21 protein-coding genes are annotated in these 21,513 nt (G+C 56.8%); 6 read left to right on the forward strand and 15 right to left on the reverse strand.

Annotated features, from left to right (window positions below; translation table 11 throughout):
* From HMPREF1255_RS03630 to HMPREF1255_RS03665, 8 genes are all read right to left on the reverse strand, one after another.
* The gene (locus HMPREF1255_RS03630) at positions 1-1,599 is read right to left on the reverse strand and encodes an ABC-F family ATP-binding cassette domain-containing protein (protein ID WP_024110935.1); all 1,599 of its coding nucleotides are present in this window, start codon (positions 1,597-1,599) and stop codon (positions 1-3) included.
* 96 nt (positions 1,600-1,695) lie between these two features.
* Positions 1,696-1,989: a metal-sulfur cluster assembly factor gene (locus HMPREF1255_RS03635; protein WP_369793283.1), complete on the reverse strand. Its 294-nt coding sequence runs from the start codon at positions 1,987-1,989 to the stop codon at positions 1,696-1,698.
* A gap of 95 nt (positions 1,990-2,084) precedes the next feature.
* Entirely contained in the window at positions 2,085-2,540 is a 456-nt protein-coding gene (gene sufU / locus HMPREF1255_RS03640) for a Fe-S cluster assembly sulfur transfer protein SufU (RefSeq protein WP_016455773.1), read from the reverse strand.
* A complete protein-coding gene (locus HMPREF1255_RS03645) occupies positions 2,537-3,781 on the reverse strand; it encodes an aminotransferase class V-fold PLP-dependent enzyme (protein WP_016455772.1) in 1,245 nt (414 codons plus the stop codon). The genes sufU and HMPREF1255_RS03645 overlap by 4 nt, the downstream gene beginning before the upstream one ends.
* Positions 3,782-3,784: 3 nt before the next feature.
* Positions 3,785-4,543 (reverse strand): Fe-S cluster assembly ATPase SufC, encoded by a 759-nt coding sequence (gene sufC, locus HMPREF1255_RS03650; RefSeq protein WP_016455771.1) that lies wholly within the window; start codon positions 4,541-4,543, stop codon positions 3,785-3,787.
* Positions 4,544-4,565: 22 nt separating this feature from the next.
* Positions 4,566-5,729: a SufD family Fe-S cluster assembly protein gene (locus HMPREF1255_RS03655; protein WP_016455770.1), complete on the reverse strand. Its 1,164-nt coding sequence runs from the start codon at positions 5,727-5,729 to the stop codon at positions 4,566-4,568.
* Positions 5,730-5,766: 37 nt separating this feature from the next.
* On the reverse strand, positions 5,767-7,203 hold the full coding sequence (gene sufB, locus HMPREF1255_RS03660; protein ID WP_024110749.1) for a Fe-S cluster assembly protein SufB: 1,437 nt from the start codon (positions 7,201-7,203) through the stop codon (positions 5,767-5,769).
* Complete coding sequence (locus HMPREF1255_RS03665; protein ID WP_155948454.1) at positions 7,200-7,931, reverse strand: metalloregulator ArsR/SmtB family transcription factor; 732 nt, start codon at positions 7,929-7,931, stop codon at positions 7,200-7,202. Before HMPREF1255_RS03665 ends, sufB begins: the two co-directional genes overlap by 4 nt.
* 232 nt (positions 7,932-8,163) lie before the next feature.
* On the opposite strand from HMPREF1255_RS03665, the gene HMPREF1255_RS03670 reads away from it, so the two are divergent.
* The 6 genes from HMPREF1255_RS03670 to pgl all read left to right on the forward strand — a co-directional run bounded on the left by HMPREF1255_RS03670 (position 8,164) and on the right by pgl (position 15,526).
* Positions 8,164-10,713 (forward strand): sodium-translocating pyrophosphatase, encoded by a 2,550-nt coding sequence (locus tag HMPREF1255_RS03670; RefSeq protein WP_024110967.1) that lies wholly within the window; start codon positions 8,164-8,166, stop codon positions 10,711-10,713.
* Positions 10,714-10,826: 113 nt separating this feature from the next.
* Positions 10,827-11,045, forward strand: a complete 219-nt coding sequence (locus HMPREF1255_RS03675) for a hypothetical protein (protein ID WP_016455766.1) — start codon at positions 10,827-10,829, stop codon at positions 11,043-11,045.
* A 78-nt stretch (positions 11,046-11,123) separates the two neighbouring features.
* A complete protein-coding gene (gene tal / locus HMPREF1255_RS03680) occupies positions 11,124-12,227 on the forward strand; it encodes a transaldolase (RefSeq protein WP_016455765.1) in 1,104 nt (367 codons plus the stop codon).
* 104 nt (positions 12,228-12,331) lie between these two features.
* Positions 12,332-13,858 carry a glucose-6-phosphate dehydrogenase gene (gene zwf / locus HMPREF1255_RS03685; RefSeq protein ID WP_016455764.1) on the forward strand — a complete coding sequence of 509 codons (1,527 nt, stop codon included), beginning with the start codon at positions 12,332-12,334 and terminating at the stop codon, positions 13,856-13,858.
* Between the two features lie 16 nt (positions 13,859-13,874).
* Positions 13,875-14,801 (forward strand): glucose-6-phosphate dehydrogenase assembly protein OpcA, encoded by a 927-nt coding sequence (locus HMPREF1255_RS03690; protein WP_016455763.1) that lies wholly within the window; start codon positions 13,875-13,877, stop codon positions 14,799-14,801.
* Positions 14,798-15,526: a 6-phosphogluconolactonase gene (gene pgl / locus HMPREF1255_RS03695; protein ID WP_016455762.1), complete on the forward strand. Its 729-nt coding sequence runs from the start codon at positions 14,798-14,800 to the stop codon at positions 15,524-15,526. The genes HMPREF1255_RS03690 and pgl overlap by 4 nt, the downstream gene beginning before the upstream one ends.
* Before the next feature lie 4 nt (positions 15,527-15,530).
* Here pgl and HMPREF1255_RS03700 read toward each other — a convergent pair whose 3' ends face one another.
* The 7 genes from HMPREF1255_RS03700 to yvcK form a co-directional block, all read right to left on the reverse strand.
* A complete protein-coding gene (locus tag HMPREF1255_RS03700; RefSeq protein WP_016455761.1) occupies positions 15,531-15,887 on the reverse strand; it encodes an RNA polymerase-binding protein RbpA in 357 nt (118 codons plus the stop codon).
* Positions 15,888-15,917: 30 nt separating this feature from the next.
* Positions 15,918-16,163, reverse strand: a complete 246-nt coding sequence (gene secG / locus HMPREF1255_RS03705) for a preprotein translocase subunit SecG (RefSeq protein ID WP_016455760.1) — start codon at positions 16,161-16,163, stop codon at positions 15,918-15,920.
* Positions 16,164-16,315: 152 nt separating this feature from the next.
* Complete coding sequence (gene tpiA / locus HMPREF1255_RS03710) at positions 16,316-17,086, reverse strand: triose-phosphate isomerase (RefSeq protein WP_016455759.1); 771 nt, start codon at positions 17,084-17,086, stop codon at positions 16,316-16,318.
* 1 nt (position 17,087) lies between these two features.
* Positions 17,088-18,296 (reverse strand): phosphoglycerate kinase, encoded by a 1,209-nt coding sequence (pgk, locus tag HMPREF1255_RS03715; protein WP_024110832.1) that lies wholly within the window; start codon positions 18,294-18,296, stop codon positions 17,088-17,090.
* 95 nt (positions 18,297-18,391) lie between these two features.
* On the reverse strand, positions 18,392-19,396 hold the full coding sequence (gene gap / locus HMPREF1255_RS03720) for a type I glyceraldehyde-3-phosphate dehydrogenase (RefSeq protein WP_016455757.1): 1,005 nt from the start codon (positions 19,394-19,396) through the stop codon (positions 18,392-18,394).
* Positions 19,397-19,554: 158 nt separating this feature from the next.
* The gene (whiA, locus tag HMPREF1255_RS03725) at positions 19,555-20,535 is read right to left on the reverse strand and encodes a DNA-binding protein WhiA (RefSeq protein WP_024110959.1); all 981 of its coding nucleotides are present in this window, start codon (positions 20,533-20,535) and stop codon (positions 19,555-19,557) included.
* 11 nt (positions 20,536-20,546) lie between these two features.
* Positions 20,547-21,512 carry a uridine diphosphate-N-acetylglucosamine-binding protein YvcK gene (yvcK, locus tag HMPREF1255_RS03730; protein ID WP_024110686.1) on the reverse strand — a complete coding sequence of 322 codons (966 nt, stop codon included), beginning with the start codon at positions 21,510-21,512 and terminating at the stop codon, positions 20,547-20,549.
* Position 21,513 lies beyond the last annotated feature (1 nt).

Below are 21,513 nucleotides of genomic sequence, written 5' to 3' on the forward strand. Positions count from 1 at the left end.
CTATGAAAGCTCAATGAGTTCGGCGTAATCTTCGCTCCACAGATCCTCAGAACCGTCGGGAAGGACGATCACCTTGTCCGGATTCAGCGCCTCGACGGCTCCCCTATCATGCGTGACGAGAACCATGGCGCCCTGGTACGCGCGGATTGCGTTTAGAACTTCTTCGCGGCTTGCGGGGTCCAGGTTGTTGGTTGGCTCATCAAGCAACAAAACGTTTGCCGAGCTGACAACTAAACAGGCCAAAGCCAACCGAGTCTTCTCGCCGCCGGACAGCACACCCGCCGGCTTGTGATCGTCGTCGCCGGTAAATAAGAAGGAGCCGAGTACCTTGCGGGCGTCGGTCTCATTCATCTCGGTTGCGGCGCGCATCATGTTCTCGAGCACGCTCTCTTCGGGATTAAGCAGATCGTGTTCCTGCGCGAAATAGCCGAGTTTTAGACCGTGACCGTATATGACTTCTCCGATGTCCGGCTCTTCGATCTTCGTCAGCAACCGAAGCAGCGTTGTTTTACCGGCACCGTTCAAACCTAGGATGACGACTCGTGACCCCTTGTCGATCGCGATATCGACGCCGGTAAATACCTCCAGCGAACCGTAGAACTTGGTTAGGTCCTTGCCCATAAGAGGGGTTCTGCCGCAGTGGGCGGGTTCGGGGAACTTGATCTTCGCGACCTTGTCTTTGGCCCTTTCAGGCTCGACAGATGCGAGCAGCTTGTCGGCACGCTTCGCCATGTTTTGAGCTGCGACGGCCTTCGTCGCCTTCGCTCCCAAGTGGGCAGCTTGTTCCTTGAGTGCCGCTGCCTTGCGCTGCGCGTTTTCTCTCTCGCGCTTGCGTCGTTTTTCATCAGTAGCGCGCTGGGCCAAGTAATGTTCCCAGTCCATCGAGTACTGATCCAGGCAGGAACGGTTGGCATCCAAATGGTAGATCTTGTTCGCAAGTTCGCCCAGCAAGGAGACGTCGTGGGAGATCATCAAAATGCCACCCGGATAGGCCTTCAGATGCTCGCGCAGCCAACCGATGGAGTCAGCATCCAGGTGGTTAGTGGGTTCGTCGAGAAGCAGCGTATCGGCTTGCGAGAACAGGATTCGAGCTAGTTCCACGCGTCTACGCTGGCCACCAGAAAGCTCGTGTAGCGGCTGAGACAAAACTCTGTCAGGCAGCCCAAGGTTTGCGGTGATCTTTGCCGCTTCTGCTTCCGCTGCGTAGCCACCCACCGACGCTAATTCTGCGTCTGCACGGGCGTAGCGTTCCATGGCGTCGGATTGCTCGTCGCCTTCGGTCTCTGCGATCAGCTTCTCGAATTTACGAAGCCGCGCCACTAGACCCTCAATATTTCGGGCCGAAAGAATTCTAGAGCGGGCAGTCATCTCCATGTCGGCCTCGCGAGGATCTTGCGGAAGATAGCCGATCGTGCCCGAGCGAGACACTTTGCCGCCGGATGGCAGCCCCTCCCCGGCAAGAATACGCATCGTGGTGGTCTTACCGGCACCATTGCGGCCTACGAAACCGATTTTGTCGCCGGGGTTGATCCGGAAGGAGGTAGGCTCCAGCAAAAGTCGGGCACCGATACGCACCTCAAGATTGTTCGCTGAAAGCACACTCACCCCTTTTTTGAAGATTCTTCCCTGCGAAATGCTAGCGCGCAGGTCAAAGAAATCCCCAACCAGCCAGAGGCTTGATGGGGATTCGACAGGCTAGATCATGAAGCCGATGGCGCGCAGCTGTTCGCGGCCATCTTCGGTGACCATCTCTAGCGTCCACGGCGGCATCCATACCCAATTGACCGTTACGGACTTAGCAAGACCGCTCAGGGCCTGCTGGCAGCCAGCCTCAAGATAATCGGTCAGTGGGCAAGCTGGGCTAGTCAGGGTCATATCAACGGTTACGTTCAGATCGTCGTCGATATCGACTCCATAGACCAATCCGAGGTCGACGATGTTGACCATCAACTCGGGGTCAACGACGTCCTTGAGCGCCTCGTAGAGCACGGTTTCTTTTTCGGCCTGGGTGGCCTCAGCCCAAGTCTTACCGGGGGCATCGGGCAAATCGTCTTTAACTAGATCGGATGGACGAGTGTCTTCGCTCACTTGTTCTCCTTTTCCTGGGCGCTCAACGCCCTTGCAATCGCGTCGCGCAAAGCACTCCAGCCGAGCATCGCGCACTTGACTCGCCCTGGGAACTGTGCGACGCCAATAAAGGCGATGCCGTCTTCGAGCTTGTCTTCATCGGGGGCCATCTCCCCTTGGCTTTCCATCATCTCGCGGAAGTATTCGTAAAGGCTCATAGCCTCTTCGATTGGCTTACCGATCACCAGATCGGTCATAACGGAAGTGGACGCCTGCGAGATAGAGCAACCCTCGGAGTCGTAACTAACGTCCGCAATCTTGTCGCCTTCCAGGTTTACCCGCAAAGTGATCTCGTCGCCGCAAGTGGGGTTTACCTGCTCCACCTCGGCACCGAACGGTTCACGAAGTCCGCTGTTATGTTTCTCCTGGTAGTGATCGAGGATGATCTCCTGATACATCTGCTCAACGTTCATCGTTTCCTCCTGGTGAAGAAATCCCTGGTGTAAACGAGAGCATCGATGAATGCGTCGATCTCCTCGGGTTTCGTGTACAGATAAGCCGAAGCTCGGGATGAACTCTGGATACCAAGACGGTGGTGCAGAGGCTCAGCGCAGTGGTGACCCCCGCGAACCGCCACACCCCTGGAATCAAGAAGTTGCATGACGTCGTGCGGGTGAACCCCGTCCACCGTGAACGCTACAGCCGCTCCCCTATCGATGCTCGGATCTGTGGGCCCCATCACGTGAACGCCGTCAACCTCAGCCAGCTTGGTAAGCATCAAAGACGTGATTTCGTGTTCGTGAGCGGCAACATCTTCCATTCCGACACCGCTTAGATAATCAATGGCGGCGCCAAGACCTACAGCCTCGGCGATGGGCGGTGTTCCTGCCTCGAAACGATGCGGCGGGGGCATGTATGTGGAGCCCTCCATCCGCACCTTCTGGATCATCTCTCCACCGCCCAAGAACGGTGGCATCTTTTCCAGCAGTTCATAACGGCCCCAAAGGACGCCGATGCCGGTGGGCGCAAGCATCTTGTGGCCGGTGAAAGCCAAAAGGTCGATGCCCATTTTCTTGACGTCTGTCGGTCGCTGAGGAACCGCCTGGGAACCGTCGACGACCATCACCGCGCCAACCTCGTGGGCCTTCTTGGCGATCTCTTCGACCGGGTTAACCGTGCCCAAAACGTTGGACACCCAAGTCAGCGAGACCACCTTTGTGCGCTCGTTGATCAGGTTCTCAGCCTCGGCCTTTTCAAGATCGAGCAGACCGTCGTCTGTGATATCGAACCAACGAAGCTTAGCGCCCACAAGACGGCAGGCGAGCTGCCAGCTGACCAGGTTCGAGTGGTGCTCCATAACCGAGATCACCACCTCGTCGCCGGGGCCGAGATCTTTGGTCAGGGAACTGGCAGCAAGGTTCAGCGCCTCCGAAGCGTTCTTGGTGAAGACGATCTCTTCTGGCCTGTCGGCACCGATGAACTCGGCAACCTTTTTACGGGCCCCCTCGAACGCCAAGGTCGCCTCGGACCCAAGCGTGTGCATGGCCCTAGCGACGTTAGCGTTATGCGCACCGAGCTGAGCCTCAACGGCCTCGATGACCTGCCGGGGCTTCTGCGAAGTGTTGGCAGAATCCAGGTAGGCCAGCGGGTAGCCGTTTACCTCGCGATCGAGGATCGGAAAGTCAGCGCGAATCGCATTGACGTCAAAAGCCATGCTCTAAGCCTGGCCCTTCAGGTATTTGTCGTAGCCCTCGTTCTCAAGCATGTCGGCAAGCTCCTTGCCGCCCTCTTCAACGACGTGACCGTTGACAAAGACGTGCACGTGAGTCGGCTCAACGTAGTTCAAGATTCGGGTGTAGTGGGTGACCAACAGGACGCCACGCTCTCCCCTATCCGCAAAGCGCTTAACGCCCTCTGCGACCGAACGAATGCCGTCAATATCGAGGCCAGAATCAATCTCGTCGAGGATGGCGACCTTAGGATCGAGCAGCTCCAGCTGAACGATCTCAGCGCGCTTCTTCTCGCCGCCCGAGAAACCTTGGTTGATGGAACGGTTTGCGAAATCCGGATCCAGCTGGGCGTTCTCAAGCGCAGACTTGATTTCCTTCGGCCAAGTACGAACCTTCGGAGCATGACCGTCGAGTGCGGTCTTAGCGGTGCGAAGGAAGTTGGTCATGGAGACGCCAGGCACCTCGACCGGGTACTGCATAGCCAGGAACAGGCCGGCACGGGCGCGCTCGTCCACGCTGAGCTCAGTCAGGTCAACACCGTCCAGAGTCACGGAGCCACCAGTGATGTGATACTTCGGGTGACCAGCAATCGAATAAGCCAAGGTGGATTTGCCAGAGCCGTTGGGGCCCATGATGGCGTGGATCTCGTTTTCCTTGATCTCCAGGTTTACCCCGTGAAGGATCTCCTTGGGGCCGTTCTCGGTTTCGACCTCTGCAACCAGGTCCTTAATTGAAAGTTTTGCCATTATCAGTGCTTTCGTTAATTAGTTAGTTGAGTTTGTCGGAAATGCCCTCGACTGCGAGCAGCTCGTGATTGAGCGCCTCTACCAGTCGATCCTCGATTTCGGGGATATCGATGTGGTGGATCAGGTCTAGGAAGAATCCCTCCACAATCAGACGCCGAGCTTGGTCTTCAGGAATACCACGGCTGCGCAGGTAGAAGAGGTGATCCTCGTCGAAGCGGCCAGTGGAGCTCGAGTGACCCGCACCGAGAATCTCGCCGGTCTCGATCTCGAGGTTAGGCACCGAGTCAGCCTGGCAGCCCTCGGTGAGCACCAGGTTCTGGTTTGTCTCGTAGGTCTCGATGTTCTTAGCGGCAGACCTAATCAGAACGTCGCCGATCCAGACCGAGCGAGCGCCCTTGCCCTGTAGTGCGCCGCGGTAGTCCGCGTGCGAGTAGGTATTGGGTGCGTTGTGGTCGATGAAGATGCGGTGCTCAACATTGCGGTTTGCGTCAACGAAGTAGAGCCCGAACTGCTCGATCCTGCCGCCTGGGCCGGAGAACATTGCGCGCTCGACCTGCCTGATCAGCGAACCACCGATCGAAGCCTGGATCAGCTTCACCTCAGCGTCACGACCGACGAGCGTCGAGACCTGCCCGCCGTGCAGGCTGCCTTCATCCCAGTCCTGCAGGCTGACGAAGTTAACCTTCGCACCATCGCCTACGATGGTCTCAATCTTCGCAGCCAACTGCGCCTTACCGGTGTGGCGAAGGACGATGGTGGCCTGGGCGTGGTGGCCGATCTCCAGGAAAAGCTGGGTGTTGATGCGACCGCGCTCGCCGCTCAGGTCAAGAATCAGGGGCTCCGAGATGACAGTCTCCGGAGCGATCTCGATGAGAGTTGCCTTCGGCGTGTGACCCGCAACGGACGCAACAATGTCCACCGGCGCATCAAAGCTGCGCTCCTGCGCCTCTTCCTGGGTAATGGACTTGCTAGTCACGCCCTCTGGCAGTTCGAACTTCCAGTCGGTAAAGCACTCAGCCTTATCGTCGAAAAGCGGTTCGATCTTCTCCAGCGGAGTGAACCGCCAGACCTCTTCACGTCCGCTCGGCACCGGGTGGTCGCTAGGCTGCCACGACGGGGTCGGGTGCAGATGTGACTTCACCTTAGGCTGTTGCAGCGCGTCAAAACGCGCAGCTGTGTTAGTCAACATATCTCCTTAAAAATCTTAAATCCGAGGACTTGATTTAGCCTACGGAGCCTTCCATCTGCAATGCGATCAAGCGGTTGAGCTCCAGGGCATATTCCATGGGCAACTCGCGGGCGATCGGCTCGACGAATCCGCGCACGATCAAGGCGCGCGCCTCTGCCTCGTCCAGGCCACGTTGCATCAGGTAGAAGAGTTGGTCTTCGCTGATCTTGGAGACCGTGGCTTCGTGGGCCATCGAAGCGTCTTCCTCCTGCACGTCCACGTATGGGTACGTATCGGTGCGAGAGATGTCGTCGACCAGCAGCGCATCGCACTGAACGCTCGAGGCGGAGCGCAGAGCACCCGGCTCGACACGGACCAGACCGCGGTAGCTCGAGCGGCCGCCCGAGCGAGAGATCGACTTGGAAACGATGCTCGAGGAAGTATTCGGGGCGCAGTGAACCATCTTCGCGCCGGTGTCCTGGTGCTGTCCCTCGCCAGCGAACGCAACGGAGAGAGCCTCACCCTTTGCGTGGTCGCCCAGCAGCCAGCAGCCCGGGTACTTCATGTTCAACTTCGAGCCGATGTTTCCATCGACCCACTCCATCTGGCCGCCAGCCTCAACGGTCGCGCGCTGCGTAACCAGGTTTAGTACGTTGTTAGACCAGTTCTGGACCGTGGTGTAGCGAACTCGCGCGTCCTTCTTAACGATGATTTCGACGATCGCGGCGTGCAGCGAGTCGCTCTTATAAATCGGAGCAGTGCAACCCTCGACGTAGTGAACGTAGCTACCCTCGTCAGCAATGATCAGCGTGCGCTCGAACTGACCCAGATTTTCCGTGTTCATGCGGAAATATGCTTGCAGCGGTATCTTCACGTGGACGCCCTTGGGGACGTAGATGAAGGAGCCGCCGGACCAAACTGCGGTGTTGAGCGAACCGAACTTGTTATCACCAACGGGAACTACGGTTCCAAAGTATTCTTTGAACAGGTCTTCGTGTTCCTTCAACGCGGTGTCGGTGTCGAGGAAGATAACTCCCTGTTTGCCCAGTTCGTCGTTGATCTTGTTGTAGACGACCTCAGACTCGTACTGCGCCGCGACGCCCGCAACCAAACGCGCCTTCTCGGCCTCGGGAATTCCGAGCCGGTCATAGGTCTCGCGAATGTCGTCAGGCAGATCTTCCCACTCTTGGGCCTGACGGTCCGTGGAGCGCACGAAATATTTAATCTGATCGAAGTCGATATCGCTTAGGTCTGGGCCCCAAGTCGGCATCGGCTTCTTCTCGAAAAGTTCCAAGCCCTTAAGCCTGCGCTCCAGCATCCACTGCGGCTCGTTCTTCACCTTAGAGATGCCTCGGACGACCTCTTCGCTAAGACCTCGCTTCGCCGCAGCACCAGCGGCGTCCGAGTCGTGCCACCCGAACTGGTAGGCGCCAGAAATATCATCAATGGTTTGCGCCTGTTCGCGAAGCTTCTCTTCAACTGTCTGCGTCATCTATTACCTTCCGCAATATTTAAATCAGCATTATTTGGCAACGTTAAGAATTCGGTTCTATTCCCGCCGACGATGTGCATTCTGCATCGTGGACTACCTGCGGCAATTGTCGAGACCCTCTTAATATCGTGCCCCGGGCCGGCAAGCCGACTCAAGATTTCGGTTTCGTCTGAGCAAAACTGCGGGTAAATTGCCGCAACCTTGGCCACTGGGCAATGGTTTTGGTAGATGTCGGCCTCGCCCTCGAAGGTCTCTTCAGATGCGAAGTAGCCGGCATTGTTGAGCGCCTCCGCAAGGGCCTGCGGAATTGTCTTGTCCGGGTCTTCAGCGCGGAGACTCATGTAGTCGTCCTCGATCGGAGCCATTCTCTTCTCCGTGAGTCGACGCACTCCTTCGCTTCCTGCTGCGGATTCGATCTCTTCAATGGCGGAAACAGCCAACTCGTCGTAGGCCTGACCGAACATTGCTCTGCCCGCTGAACTCAAGACGTAGTAATGAGCGGGACGTCCTCGTCCCCTCTTCGCCTTTTTCGGGTCGCGCAGTTCAACTAGCCCTTCCTCATATAGGGAGGTGAGATGTCGACGCACGCCGGCCGTCGTCATATCTAATTCGTCGGCGAGCTGCACCGCGGTGAGCGGCCCGTCCTCCATCAAGCTGGCCAGAACTCGCTGCCTGGTGGAGCTGTCGTCGGACGCACCAGTGAGAGCAGCATCAGCGTTTTCCTGCATGCTTTCCACGTATTTCACAATAACAATGTTGTCTATTTGAAATGATTAAAACAAGGCAGGTAATCCTAAGCAGCAACTTGAGGCTCATGACGCCTGTCGGGACACGAATGGGTAGACAAAAAGTATTTTACCGGTATGAATGTCCAGACTGCTCCGCTAACCGACCCACCTTGAAGTCACGCAAACCCCAAGCGATAGCGTATCGGTGAGCATACTTGTCAAAGGAGACAAAGTGATATCACGTTCACAAGGCCGGATAGGTTTCTTCGGCCTCGTTATTTTGCTGCTTCCCCTACTTGCCAGCTGCTCTTCCGACGAGCCCAGCTCCCAGATCTCCGGAGGAGGTGAGGCTAATCTCAAACTCCCGCGATTGGACTCGGTCTCGTTCTTCTCGGATTCAATAAACGGCCACACGCTACTGACGATCGGTCTTCTAGTCTGTGTCGGCGGGTTGATCTTTGGCGTCTATAACTATTCGCGACTTAAGCGGCTGCCTGTGCACAAGTCAATGCTGGAGATTTCCGAACTGATCTATCAGACCTGTCGGGCCTACCTGGTACAACAGATGAAGTTTCTGTGCCTGCTATGGGTCTTCATCGCGGCGGTCGTCTTCATTTACTATCAGTTCTTGGTCGGCTTCCAGACATGGCGGGTGCTGACGATTCTGCTGTTTAGCTTGATCGGAATGCTCGGTTCGGCTTTCGTCGCCTGGTTCGGTATCAGGGTCAACACGTTCGCCAACTCGCGCACCAGCTTCGCGGCGCTGCGCGGCAAGCCCTACCCCACCCACGAGATCCCGCTTTCGGCGGGCATGAGCGTCGGGATGGTGCTGATCAGCGTCGAGCTTTTCATGATGCTTTTCATCATGCTGTTCCTGCCTGGCGACATCGCCGGCGTCTGTTTCATCGGCTTCGCGATCGGCGAGTCCCTGGGCGCCTCCGCGCTACGTATCGCAGGAGGTATCTTCACCAAAATCGCCGACGTCGGTTCAGACCTGATGAAGATCGTCTTCGGCATCAAGGAGGATGACGCCCGCAACCCCGGCGTGATCGCGGACTGTACCGGAGACAACGCAGGAGACTCTGTCGGCCCGTCCGCAGACGGCTTCGAGACGTACGGCGTGACAGGCGTGGCGCTGATTACTTTCGTGCTGCTAGCCGTTCACGACCCTTCAATGCAGGTGCAACTGCTGGTGTGGATCTTCACGATTCGGACAATCATGCTGATCGGCTCGCTGATCTCTTACGCGGTGAACCACATGTTCACCAAGTCTCGGCACGCGAACAGCCCTGAGATGGACTTCGAGCGGCCATTGAGCAACCTGGTGTGGCTAACCAGCTCCGTCTGCATAGTCTTTACGTTCCTGATCTCCTACGCGATGGTCAGCGACCTGAGCAACGGGATGTGGTGGAAACTCTCGGTGATCATCAGCTGCGGCACGCTCGCGGGCGCGCTGATCCCCGAGCTGGTCAAGATCTTCACGTCCACGAAGTCGAAGCACGTCAAGGAGGTGGTTGCCTCCAGTCACCAGGGCGGTTCAAGCCTGAACATCCTCTCGGGCATCGTCGCGGGTAATTTCTCGGCTTTCTGGATCGGGCTTGCGATCGTCTTTTTGATGTCGGTGGCATTCATCGTCAGCACGCTCGGCATGGAAAATTTCATGATCGCCCCTTCGATCTTCGCGTTCGGCCTAGTCGCGTTCGGATTCTTGGGCATGGGTCCGGTTACGATCGCGGTCGACTCCTACGGGCCAGTAACCGACAATGCCCAGAGTGTCTACGAGCTGTCGACGATTGAGGAAATCGACGGAGTCGACGAAGAGATCAAGCGCGATTTCGGTTTCGAGGTGCAGTGGGAAAACGCCAAACGCTATCTGGAGGAAAATGACGGCGCAGGCAACACTTTCAAGGCGACCGCGAAGCCCGTGCTCATCGGCACAGCGGTTGTGGGCGCAACCACGATGATCTTCTCGATCATCATGACGTTGACGCAACAGGATCCATTCGGGCCGCTGGGCAGCTACCTATCGCTCATCAACCCGGCGCTGCTGCTGGGCCTGATCACCGGCGGCTGCGTGATCTACTGGTTCTCCGGCGCGTCCATGCAGGCGGTGACTACAGGCGCGCACAGGGCCGTGGAGTTCATCAAGAACAACATCAAGTTGGACGGTGTCACGCGAGCCAGCGAGGAGGACTCGAAGAAGGTAGTCGAGATCTGCACTAGGTACGCCCAAAAGGGCATGTTGAACATCTTCCTGGGCGTCTTCTTCGCGACGCTGGCTTTCTCGTTCGTCGATGAATGGTTCTTCATCGGTTATCTGATTTCGATCGCCATCTTTGGCCTGTTCCAGGCCATCTACATGGCCAACGGCGGCGGCGCCTGGGACAACGCCAAGAAGATCGTCGAAGTTGACCTGAACGCCAAGGGCACGCCGCTGCACGAGGCGGTGGTCGTCGGCGACACGGTCGGAGACCCGTTCAAGGACACCAGCTCGGTGTCGCTGAACCCGATCATCAAATTCTCGACTCTGTTCGGCCTGCTAGCGGTCGAGCTGGCGGTTTCGGTGAAGGCAGCCAGTCCGATCCTCGTCTACGTGCTGGCTGCGGTCTTCCTGATCGTCGCCATGGTCTTCGTCTACCGCTCCTTCTACCAGATGCGCACGGGTGTGGAGCTAAGCTCGGTCGCCGCAGATGTTGCTGGCCAGGTGGTGGTCACCGAACAAGCCGCAGACGGGCTAGTCGTCCCTCCGGTTCCAGGCCGCGAGGCTAAGCGAGGGATCTGAGCGATTTAGCAACTATGGGGCCGGGCGGCATGAAACCGTCCGGCCCTAGCTTTTGACCTGCAAGATTCTTCTAGCGACCATTTTTGTCGGTGCTTTTCAACAGAGTGTTCTCCATGGCTAAAAGTTTCAATGTTGATCTGGATGAGGCAATGTTGCCTCTCGTTCTAGCGTTGGACGTCGAGGAAACTCCGGTGGATGTGGGTCCGGTGGCAAAGCCCAGAAGCAAGAACGCAGAACATTTCGTGCAGCTGGCGGAGAGCGTACAACATATTTATGCAAATTTTTACAGTTCGTTCCTTACTTTCAGCCCGCCAAGTAAGCTAGCCGTGTAAGGCGAGGCTTAGGTCGCGCCAGAAAAACGACGAAGTTCATTGTTTTTAGCTATGCCACCATCATCAATGAGGAGAGAAATGAGCGACAACCTTAAGGCACTGCACGATGCGGGCGTTTCCATCTGGCTTGACGACCTGTCTCGTCAGCGCATCGAGAGCGGCGACCTGAAAAAACTCATCGACGAGAAATCGGTCACCGGCGTAACCACTAACCCGTCCATTTTCGCTGCGGCGTTCAAGGACATGTCGGTTTACGGCGATAAGCTCCGCGAACTCAAGGAGGCCGGCACCGACCTGGACGAGACCATTCGTCAGCTTATGAGCATGGACGTTAAGGACGCCTGCAAGATTTTTGCAGACCTGTACTCCAAGACTGACGGCTACGACGGTCGCGTATCCATCGAGGTATCCCCGCTGCTGGCGAACGAGACCGAGCCGACCATCGAGCAAGCGAAGGTTCTGCACGACATGGTTGACGAGGAAAACGTCCTCATCAAGATTCCGGCTACGAAGGCTGGCCTGCCGGCGATCCGTAAGACCATTGCTAACGGCATCAGCGTGAACGTGACCTTGATCTTCAGCCTCGAGCGTTACCGCGAGGTAATGGACGCATACCTGTCCGGCCTCGAAGACGCACTCGAAGCCGGCAAAGACCTGTCCAAGATTCACTCCGTTGCTTCGTTCTTCGTTTCTCGCGTAGACACCGAGATCGACAAGCGCCTGGAGGCAATCGGTTCCGAAGATGCTCTCGCGCTGCGCGGCAAGGCTGCAATCGCTAACGCACAGCTCGCCTACAAGGCTTACAAGGAAGTCTTCTCCTCCGACCGCTTCAAGGCTCTCAAGGCCAAGGGTGCAAACCTGCAGCGTCCGCTATGGGCATCCACCGGCGTCAAGAACCCAGAGTATGACGACACCATGTACGTTGCCGAGCTGATTGCAGAACCCTGCGTGAACACCATGCCAGGCGCCACCATGGACGCGTTCGCAGACCACGGCAAGGTTGCTGGCGACACCATCACTCCGGCATTTGATGAGGCGGAAAAGACGATGGCTGCCGTCGAGAAGATCGGCATTGACCTGAACGACGTATTCGACGTTCTCGAGAAGGAGGGCGTGGAGAAGTTCAACGTCAGCTGGTACGAGCTCGTTGATGGCGTGAAGGAAGCTCTGGCAAAGGCTTAAGCATCTCCAATCGGTTAACTGTTGGGTCGATTCCATTCGGCCCAACAGTTTTCATTTTTTAGGCGTTGTAAATCGGTTTGTCAGTATTCGCGTAGGGTTGAAGAGTGAACGAAAACTGGTTGAACCCGCTTCGCGACGACAGCGACCTGCGGCTGCCGCGTGTAGCAGGATCGTGCGTACTCGTTATGTTCGGCGTAACGGGCGATCTAGCACGAAAAAAATTGCTACCCGCGATTTACGATCTAGCCGAGCATGGCGCCCTACCGCCCGGCTTTGGCCTGGTGGGCTTTGCCCGTAGGGATTGGTCTAAAGAAGATTTCGCCAAGTACGTTCGCGATTGCGTGATCGAAGGTTCTCGTACTAAGTTCCGCGAAGAGGTCTGGCAGCAGCTTGAGGCGTGTTTGGAATTCGTTTCCGGGGCTTTCGACGACGAGCAGGCATTCGCCAACTTGAAACAGACGCTCAACGATTACGACGCTTCTCACGGCACTGGAGGCAACCACGCTTTCTACCTGTCCATTCCGCCGAAATTCTTCGAGCTCGTCATCACGCAGCTCAATCAGCACGACATGGTTGACCAGTCGAAGGGGTGGAAGCGGGCAATCATCGAGAAGCCCTTCGGTCGCGATTTGGCCAGCGCTAAGGAACTTAACGACGTGGTTTCCGCGGCGTTTCCTACAGAATCTGTCTTCCGCATCGACCACTACTTAGGTAAAGAGACAGTCCAGAACCTTATGGCGTTCAGGTTCGCTAACGCCATGTACGAGCCGATCTGGGATTCCCGCTACATCAGCCACGTTCAGATCACCATGGCCGAGGACATCGGAATCGGTGGTCGAGCCGGCTACTACGACGGGGTTGGCGCAGCAAGAGACGTCATCCAGAACCACCTATTCCAGCTTCTCGCGCTCACCGCCATGGAAGAACCCAATACGTTTAACGCCAGGGATCTACGGCTTGAGAAGGAGAAGGTACTAGAAGCTTCTAGTGTGCCGAAGGACCTCGCGGCCCACACGGCTAACGGACAATACGCTGCCGGCTGGCAGGGTGGACGGCCCGTTTCAGGATTCCTCGAGGAAGACGGTATCGACCCGAACTCCATCACCGAGACCTTTGCGGCGATTCGAGTGGACATCGACAACAGACGCTGGGCTGGAGTGCCCTTCTATCTGCGCACTGCGAAGCGAATGCCTCGACGCACAACCGAGATTGCCCTCAACTTTAAGCGGATCCCACACCTGGGCTTCGACAAAGAGAACATCAAAGATCTAGGCGAAAATGCCTTGGTAATGAGGATTCAGCCCAACGAGGGCATCGACATGAACTTCGGCGCGAAAGTGCCGGGCTCCACGATGGACATTAGAAACGTCCGGATGGACTTCTCATATCTGGGTTCCTTCACAGAAAGTAGCCCGGAGGCTTACGAGAGGTTGATCCTGGACGTTTTACTCGGCGACCCGCCACTGTTCCCGCAGCAGAATGAGGTTGAGCTGTCTTGGAAGATTCTGGATCCGGTCTTGGACTTCTGGTCAGATAACGGGCGCCCGGAGCAGTACGAGGCGGGCACCTGGGGCCCGCAGTGCAGCTACGATATGCTCGCTCGAGACGGCTTCGAGTGGCGCAGGCCGTAAGCGTCTAAGGAGAAGAATGTTTACTCGACTAAACAATGTAGACGCCCGAAAAATCAACGATTGGCTGACGCACGCACGCCTAGAAGGCGGAGCAGCCGGCGGCCAGGTTTTGACTCTCGTGGTTGTCAGCAACCCCGAGAATGCGCCCACTGCTAGCGCTAACGCGCTCGCGGCCGGCAAGCTTCACCCATCGCGCGTGTTGCTGGTCATCCGCGACCATTCCAGCGAGGTTCCCGAAGGATCGACCGGCGTCGATGTAGAAATTCGCATCGGTGACGGCCTGCCAGGAGAGATGATTACTCTCTGGCTGGCTGGGGAGGCCGCTTATCATTCAAGGTCACTGATTGTTCCCTTGCTACTGCCCCAACTTCCAGTTGTCATCTGGTGGCCGAATAAATTCCCGGACTCCTTCGACGATTCTCAGGTGGCGCAGGTTTCCACAAGACGAATCGTGGATACTTCGGCAAGCCCGAATGGCGAGGCAAGCTCGATTGCAGCGTTAGAAAAACTGATCGACATTTTCGAACCTTCGACCACCGACCTGTCTTGGACTCGTCTGACCAAGTGGCGTGCGCTGCTCGTCGCAATGGTTGATCAGGCGAAGAGCAAACCAAACGGAGCCAAAATCGTGGCACCCGCCGACTCAGCCCCTGCTGCGCTACTTGCCGGCTGGTTGAGCCTCATGCTCGATATCGAGGTAGAGAGAATCGATTCACCTGGTGAAGGAATGGGCTCCGTCACGCTACACACGGACGCCGGAGATATGGTTCTAGAGCGGAAGATCGGCACCCAAGGCATCATCAAGCTACCAGGCCAGCCGGATCGCCCTGTTGCTCTTTCAAGGCGAGACGTTGAAGACCTCATGGGCGAAGAACTAGTCGAGCTAAACGGCGACCCGATGTTCGACAAGATCATGAAGTATCTTTCCGAAAGGAAATCGTGACTCACCCCCGCGTTCACCGTTACAGCGACGAGCAGACACTGACCAGCAGCGTCGCCGCCAACCTAGTCAAAAGGATCATCGAGCTACTCGCCACCAAGGAGAAGGTTCATCTGGGGCTCTCCGGGGGCGATAGCGCCAACCAGGTTTACAAGGCGTTCGGAAAGCTAGCAAAGACTACGAATCTCGATGCCCGCAGGCTAGAGCTCTGGTGGACATGCGAGCGGTATGTGCCCAGCAGCGATCACAGAAGAAACTCGACCCAGGCTTTATCGCTTTTAGCCGGCGCGCTGCCGATAGTTCCCTCGCAGACGCACGCCATGCCCGCACCGACTTCTACAGCCGATCCTCAGCAGGGAGCGCTCGCATACGCGGAAGAGCTCGGCCAGCAGAAATTCGACATCTGTCTACTCAACCTGGCGCCAGACGGACATGTAGCGGACCTCTACCCCGACGATCCTGCGTTAAGCGAAGACAACGCGAGAGTGATCGGGGTTCTCGAAGCGCCGAACGACCCCAAGGAAAGAATCACCTGCACGCTCAAGACGATCAACGAGTCAAGCGAGGTATGGGTGCTTGCGAGCGGCTACTCAAAAGCCGAGGCCGTCGAAGAAGGTATCACGGGAAAACACGTTCCTGCCTCGATGGTTTCGGGTCAAGACGCGACCCACTGGTTCATAGATCAAAGGGCGGCAAGCAGGCTGCCCTACCACGAATGCAAGCTCTAGGAAATTAGTAGATAACTTCGCCCGCTGCGCGACGAGCGCGGAGCATACTGAGAGCGTCGCCTAAAATTTGCTTGGCCTCGTCAGCGCTACGGCGTTCCTTAACGTAGTCGAGGTGGCTCTTGTAGACCTGCGTGTGCGGACGAGCAGGAGTGTTCTGCTTATCCTTGCCGGCAGGCAGACCACACTTGGTGCATTCCCATTCCTCGGGGATGTCCGCCCCCACCGCGAATGCTGGTTTGGTCTCATGGCCGTTCGCGCAGTAGTAAGAAATGCGCATCCTCGGAGCAGCGTCGCCACGTTCAGATTCGCTAGACGCACTGCCACCAATTCGGCTGCCTCGGATAGCTATTCCGCTAGACACCTTTTAGTACCCCTTGAAGTGTTTAGTTAGTTAGGCAGATGCTTTGTAAAGGAAAAGCAGAGTGAAGATGCAAGCCAACCAAACAACACCGACGATAACGGTGATGCGGTTTAGGTTGCGCTCAGCAACGGAGGTGCCACTCATCGCCGTGGTCATGCCACCACCGAACAGGTCGGATAGGCCGCCACCCTTTCCTTTGTGCAAAAGAATGAACGCAGTGAGAATAACGCTGAGTACGACCAAGATGATCGAAACCGTCAAAATAGCCCCGTTCATCGTGTCCTCTCACTAGCCGGGTAATTCACCGAATAATGATAACCCACCAGCAAATGAAACCCTAAAAAGTCCGGATTTCACGTTGCCACGGGGATAAAAAATGTGGCGGCACCACCAACAAGGCGGGCCGCCACAAATTATATTTTTTAGTTCTAGAAAAGAACGATGTCGGCGAACTTCTCGGGATCGAGCGAAGCGCCACCAACAAGAGCGCCGTCAACGTCAGGCTGAGCCATGATGTCGGAGACGTTCTCCGGCTTTACGGAACCACCGTACTGAATGCGGACGGAATCGGCAGTGGCCTCGTCGTACAGCTCGGCGACCTTGGCACGAACCGCAGCGCAGACCTCCTGAGCATCCTCAGCAGAAGCGGTCTTGCCGGTGCCAATGGCCCAAACGGGCTCGTAGGCGATGACAAGCTTGGCGACGTCATCAGCCGGGATGCCAGCCAGCGAGCCCTCAACCTGCTCGGTGACGAAGGCGACGTGGTTACCGGCCTCACGGACATCCAGACCCTCACCAACACAGATGATCGGGGTGATGCCCTTTTCGATGGCCTTCTTAGCCTTCGCGTTTACGATTTCGTCAGTCTCGTTGTGGTACTCGCGACGCTCGGAGTGGCCGACTACGACGTAGCCGCAGCCTAGCTTAGCCAGCATGTCAGCGGATACCTCACCGGTGTAAGCACCGTCGTCGTGGGCCGAAACGTCCTGAGCACCGTAGCCCAGCTTCAGGCGGTCGCCATTAACCAGGGTCTGAACGGTGTGGATCGAAGTAAACGGCGGGATAACGACTGCCTCAACCTTGTCGGCGTCCCACTTTTTGTCCTCGAGAGTCCAAGCCAGCTTCTGGACCAGACCGAGACCATCAACGTGGGTCAGGTTCATCTTCCAGTTGCCAGCCATAATCGGCTTACGTGCCATGTTAGTTTTCCTCCAAAACGCTAAGACCCGGGAGCTTCTTGCCCTCGAGGTATTCCAGCGACGCGCCGCCGCCGGTGCTGATCCAGCCGAACTGATCGTCGCTGTAACCAAGCTCGCGAACGATAGCGGCGGAATCGCCACCACCGATAACGCTGAATGCGTCGGAGCCGGCAACTGCCTTAGCTACGGCGCGAGTGCCCTCAGCGAAAGCATCGATCTCTGCAACGCCCATCGGGCCATTCCAGAACACGGTCTTAGCCTCGGCGATTGCCTCGGAGAAGAGCTTGGCAGTCTCGGGGCCGATGTCCAGGCCTTCCTTGTCTGCGGGAATCTGATCGCTAGGAACAACGGTGACGTCGCCCAGAGCCTTCTTGGCGTCGAAGTCCATGCCATCGGCAACGCGAACGTCGACCGGAAGCAGGATCTTCTTGCCCTCGTTCTCGGCTGCCTGCAGGTAGCCGGTGACCTCGGTGATCTTGGTCTCGTCGAGAATCGACTTACCGACCTCGTAGCCCTTGGCCTTGAGGAAGGTGTAGGCCATTCCGCCACCAACGATGATGGTGTCGGCGATCTTCAGCAGGTTACTGATGACAGCCAGCTTGTCGGCTACCTTTGCGCCACCAAGAACAACGACGAACGGACGCTCGGGGTTCTCGGTAACCTTGCTGAGGACCTCAACCTCCTTGCCGACCAGTTCGCCAGCAGCAGCCGGCAGCAGCTTGGCAACGTCATAAACAGATGCCTGCTTGCGGTGAACTACACCGAAACCATCGGAAACGAAGATGTCGCCGAATGCAGCGTACTTTTTGGCGAGCTCGGCGCGCTCAGCGTCATCCTTGCTCTGCTCTGCTGGTTCGTAACGAACGTTCTCGACCAGAAGAACCTCACCGTCTTTCAGTGACTTGTTCAGTTCGTTGGCGGACTCGCCAACAACGTCTGAAGCGAACTTAACGTCAACACCGAGCAGTTCGCCGAGACGCTTAGCAACCGGGGCCAGCGAGAACTTGGGGTTAACCTCACCCTTCGGACGGCCCAGGTGAGCCATGACGGTGGTGTGAGCACCAGCCTCGTGGAGCTTCTTCAAAGTGGGCAGCGCAGCCTTGATACGACCGTCGTCGGTGATGGTCTGGCCATCTAACGGAACGTTAAAGTCGCAGCGAATGACGACACGCTTGCCAATCAGATCACCGAGATCTGCAATAGACTTCATGTTTTTCCTTTCTAAAACCTCTGTAGAAAGACAAAGGACGCGCCAAGAGACGCGTCCTTGCCCTTTTTACACAACTAATTGATTAGAAGTGATTCTTACAGCTTCGAGCCAACCAGCTCGGTCAGACGAACGAGGCTGTGCGAGTAGCCGGACTCGTTGTCGTACCAAGACAGGATCTTAACCAGGTTGCCGATGACCTTGGTGTAGGAAGCGTCGAAGATCGAGGTGTGCGGATCACCGACGATGTCGGTGGAAACGATCGGATCCTCGGTGTACATGAGAACACCCTTGAGCTCGTTCTCGGCAGCCTTCTTAACAGCAGCGTTGATCTCCTCGACGGAAACCTCCTTGCTGGCGATGAAGGACAGGTCGGTAACCGAACCGGTCGGGGTCGGAACGCGAAGAGCGAAGCCGTCGAACTTGCCCTTGAGCTCAGGCAGAACCAGAGCAACAGCCTGAGCAGCACCGGTCTTGGTCGGGATGATGTTCAGGGCAGCGGCGCGGGCGCGACGCAGGTCCTTGTGAGGAGCATCCTGCAGACGCTGGTCAGCGGTGTAAGCGTGGATGGTGGTCATCAGACCGCGCTCGATGCCGAAGTTCTCCTGCAGAACCTTGGCTACCGGGGCCAGGCAGTTCGTGGTGCAGGAAGCGTTAGAAATGATGTTGTGCTTGGCGGGGTCGTACTGATCGGAGTTGACGCCCATAACAACGGTGATGTCTTCGTTCTTTGCCGGAGCGGAGATCAGAACCTTCTTGGCGCCAGCCTCGATGTGAGCCTTAGCAGCGTTAGCGTCGGTGAAGCGACCGGTGGACTCGATAACGATGTCAACACCCAGCTCGCCCCAAGGAAGCTTAGCGGGATCCTTTTCTTCGAATACCTTGAAGGTCTCGCCGTCAGCAGTGATGGACTCTTCGTCGAAGGTCACATCGCCCGGGAAGCGACCCAGGATCGAGTCGTACTTCAGCAGGGTTGCGAGGGTCTTGTTGTCGGTCAGGTCGTTTACAGCAACAACCTGGATATCGGCACCGCAGTTCTTAAGTGCACGATAGTAGTTACGGCCAATGCGGCCGAAGCCATTAATACCAACCTTGACGGTCATTCAGTTCTCCTTAGATGTTGAGGAACAGTTTAAATCTTATCGGAACCAAACCTACAGGTCATCCGACCCCGGCAATAAATGTTCTTAGCAGGCAAAACTTTCATTACCCACCAGACGCTTGTGCTATTTCGTGCACCATCTTGGTTTGGTAGAAAAATTTAATTTTTGTTCTCTGCCTGCTGCAACGCAGATTCGGTGTCAGGTATTCCCTGATCTTGGGCCGCTTTATCGGCCATCGCCAAAAGTCTCCTGATTCGACCCGCAATTGCGTCTTTAGTGATGGGCGGCTCGTGCAGATTTCCGAGCTCTTCCAGGCTCGCCTGCTTGTGCTCCATTCGGAGCTTTCCTGCCTTGAGTAAGTGTTCTGGAATGTCATCGCCGAGAATCTCGAAGGCCCTCTTCACTCTGGCTCCAGCCACGACGGCGGCGCGCGCCGACCGACGAAGGTTTGCGTCGTCAAAATTGGCCAACCTTGTTGCAGATGCGCGCACTTCTCTGCGCATCCGCTGGTCTTCCCAGACAAGAACGGCGTCGTGGGCGCCCATAGTGGTCAAAAGTTGAGAAATAGTATCGCCGTCTTTGATGACGACCTTGTCCACTCCTCGAGACTCCCTAGCCTTTGCGGTGGCGCCCAGCCTCCTAGCCATGCCGACCATTGCCAGGGCGGCCTCCGAAGACGGGCAAGCCACCTCAAGGGACGTAGACCTGCCAGGCTCGATAAGCGTGCCCCTGGCAAGAAAAGCGCCGCGCCAAGCAGCAACCTGCTCGTCATAGCCGGCTCCGACGATCTGGGCGGGCATTCCACGTACAGGCATCCCTCGCCCGTCGATCAGACCAACCTGGCGGGCCAGATCGTTACCACCTTTGATTAGCCGGACGACATAGCGAGCACCGCGTCGAATGCCCGACTGATTTATGACTATCAATTCGGAGTCGTAGCCGTAAAGGTCTTTAAGGGTGGTACGCACCCGTCGTGCGGATGCCCCGATGTCGAACTCCGCCTCGACGACGATCTTGCCTCCAACCAGATGCAGTCCCCCGGCGAACCTGAGCATGGCAGCAAGCTCCGCGAGCCTAGTGCGTGGTTTTTCAACAATCACGTTTGCAAGTTCAGACTTCACCTGTTGAGTTAACGCCATTAATACCCCCGCTAAAATTCCTCAGAAGCAATTAGTTCGCTGTATGCGCTTGCCAGCCTCAGCGGAGCATGCCTCGCTGAGCCGTCGCGCATCCGCAGATCAGCCACAATCAGCTCTGCCCCCAAGCTGGTAACGAAAGACAACAAGTGAGTTTCGTCTGCCGCAAACGACTCATCTGCCAAAACATAATCTAGCCGAAGCATTGGAGCGTGTTCAGCAATCACCTCGATATGACGCGCTGCCGAGAAACCCGCGGTCTCATCGTCTGAGGTGATGTTCAAGGTCAATATTCTTTTAGCTTTAGCCAAAGAGATTGCCTCCGCCAGTTCTGGAACAAGCAGATGCGGCAGCACGGAAGTGAACCAGGATCCGGGCCCCAAAATGATGAAGTCCGCTTCCCTGACCGCCTCGAGAGATTGAGCGCAAGCGGGAGGATTTTCCGGCACCAAGCGGACCGAATTCACCTTGCCCTTTGTGGTGGCCACATCGTGTTGGCCACGGATCGTCATTGTCTCGTCCGGAGAGATCGGATTGATGTCTAGCACTTGGGCCTCGATGTCTAGCGGCACGGTGCTCATGGGCAGAACCCTGCCCTTGATGCCTATCATCTGGCCTAACATTTCTAGGCCATAAACGTATCCTGCGTCCTGCCAGGCAGCCTCGATCATCAGGTTGCCCACGGCGTGACCGTTCAACGGACCCTCCGTCTCGAACCTTCGCTGAAGAAGCTGACGCCACGCGTGACCTTTTGCGTCGTTACGGCACAAGGCGGCCAACGCCATGCGCAGGTCGCCGGGGGGTAAACCACCTATCTCTTTACGCAACCTGCCGGAAGAGCCGCCATCGTCGGCGACAGTTACTATCGCGGTCAGATCGTCAGTTATTTGACGCAACGCTGTCAAAGAAGCAGCGAGGCCGTGCCCACCACCAAGCGCTACGACCGCAGGCTGGCTCGTCCCAAAACCATTCTTTTTCATC

This window comes from Propionimicrobium sp. BV2F7, assembly GCF_000510445.1.
GTDB classification, from domain to species: Bacteria; Actinomycetota; Actinomycetes; order Propionibacteriales; family Propionibacteriaceae; genus Propionimicrobium; species Propionimicrobium lymphophilum.

Coding starts and splice junctions, on each gene's coding strand:
- sufU (WP_016455773.1), bottom strand. CDS start 2,540: ATGAACGTTGAGCAGATGTATCAGGAGATCATCCTCGATCACTACCAG.
- HMPREF1255_RS03645 (WP_016455772.1), bottom strand. CDS start 3,781: ATGGCTTTTGACGTCAATGCGATTCGCGCTGACTTTCCGATCCTCGAT.
- sufC (WP_016455771.1), bottom strand. CDS start 4,543: ATGGCAAAACTTTCAATTAAGGACCTGGTTGCAGAGGTCGAAACCGAG.
- sufB (WP_024110749.1), bottom strand. CDS start 7,203: ATGACGCAGACAGTTGAAGAGAAGCTTCGCGAACAGGCGCAAACCATT.
- HMPREF1255_RS03665 (WP_155948454.1), bottom strand. CDS start 7,931: ATGCAGGAAAACGCTGATGCTGCTCTCACTGGTGCGTCCGACGACAGC.
- HMPREF1255_RS03675 (WP_016455766.1), top strand. CDS start 10,827: ATGGCTAAAAGTTTCAATGTTGATCTGGATGAGGCAATGTTGCCTCTC.
- tal (WP_016455765.1), top strand. CDS start 11,124: ATGAGCGACAACCTTAAGGCACTGCACGATGCGGGCGTTTCCATCTGG.
- HMPREF1255_RS03690 (WP_016455763.1), top strand. CDS start 13,875: ATGTTTACTCGACTAAACAATGTAGACGCCCGAAAAATCAACGATTGG.
- secG (WP_016455760.1), bottom strand. CDS start 16,163: ATGAACGGGGCTATTTTGACGGTTTCGATCATCTTGGTCGTACTCAGC.
- tpiA (WP_016455759.1), bottom strand. CDS start 17,086: ATGGCACGTAAGCCGATTATGGCTGGCAACTGGAAGATGAACCTGACC.
- pgk (WP_024110832.1), bottom strand. CDS start 18,296: ATGAAGTCTATTGCAGATCTCGGTGATCTGATTGGCAAGCGTGTCGTC.
- gap (WP_016455757.1), bottom strand. CDS start 19,396: ATGACCGTCAAGGTTGGTATTAATGGCTTCGGCCGCATTGGCCGTAAC.
- whiA (WP_024110959.1), bottom strand. CDS start 20,535: ATGGCGTTAACTCAACAGGTGAAGTCTGAACTTGCAAACGTGATTGTT.
- yvcK (WP_024110686.1), bottom strand. CDS start 21,512: ATGAAAAAGAATGGTTTTGGGACGAGCCAGCCTGCGGTCGTAGCGCTT.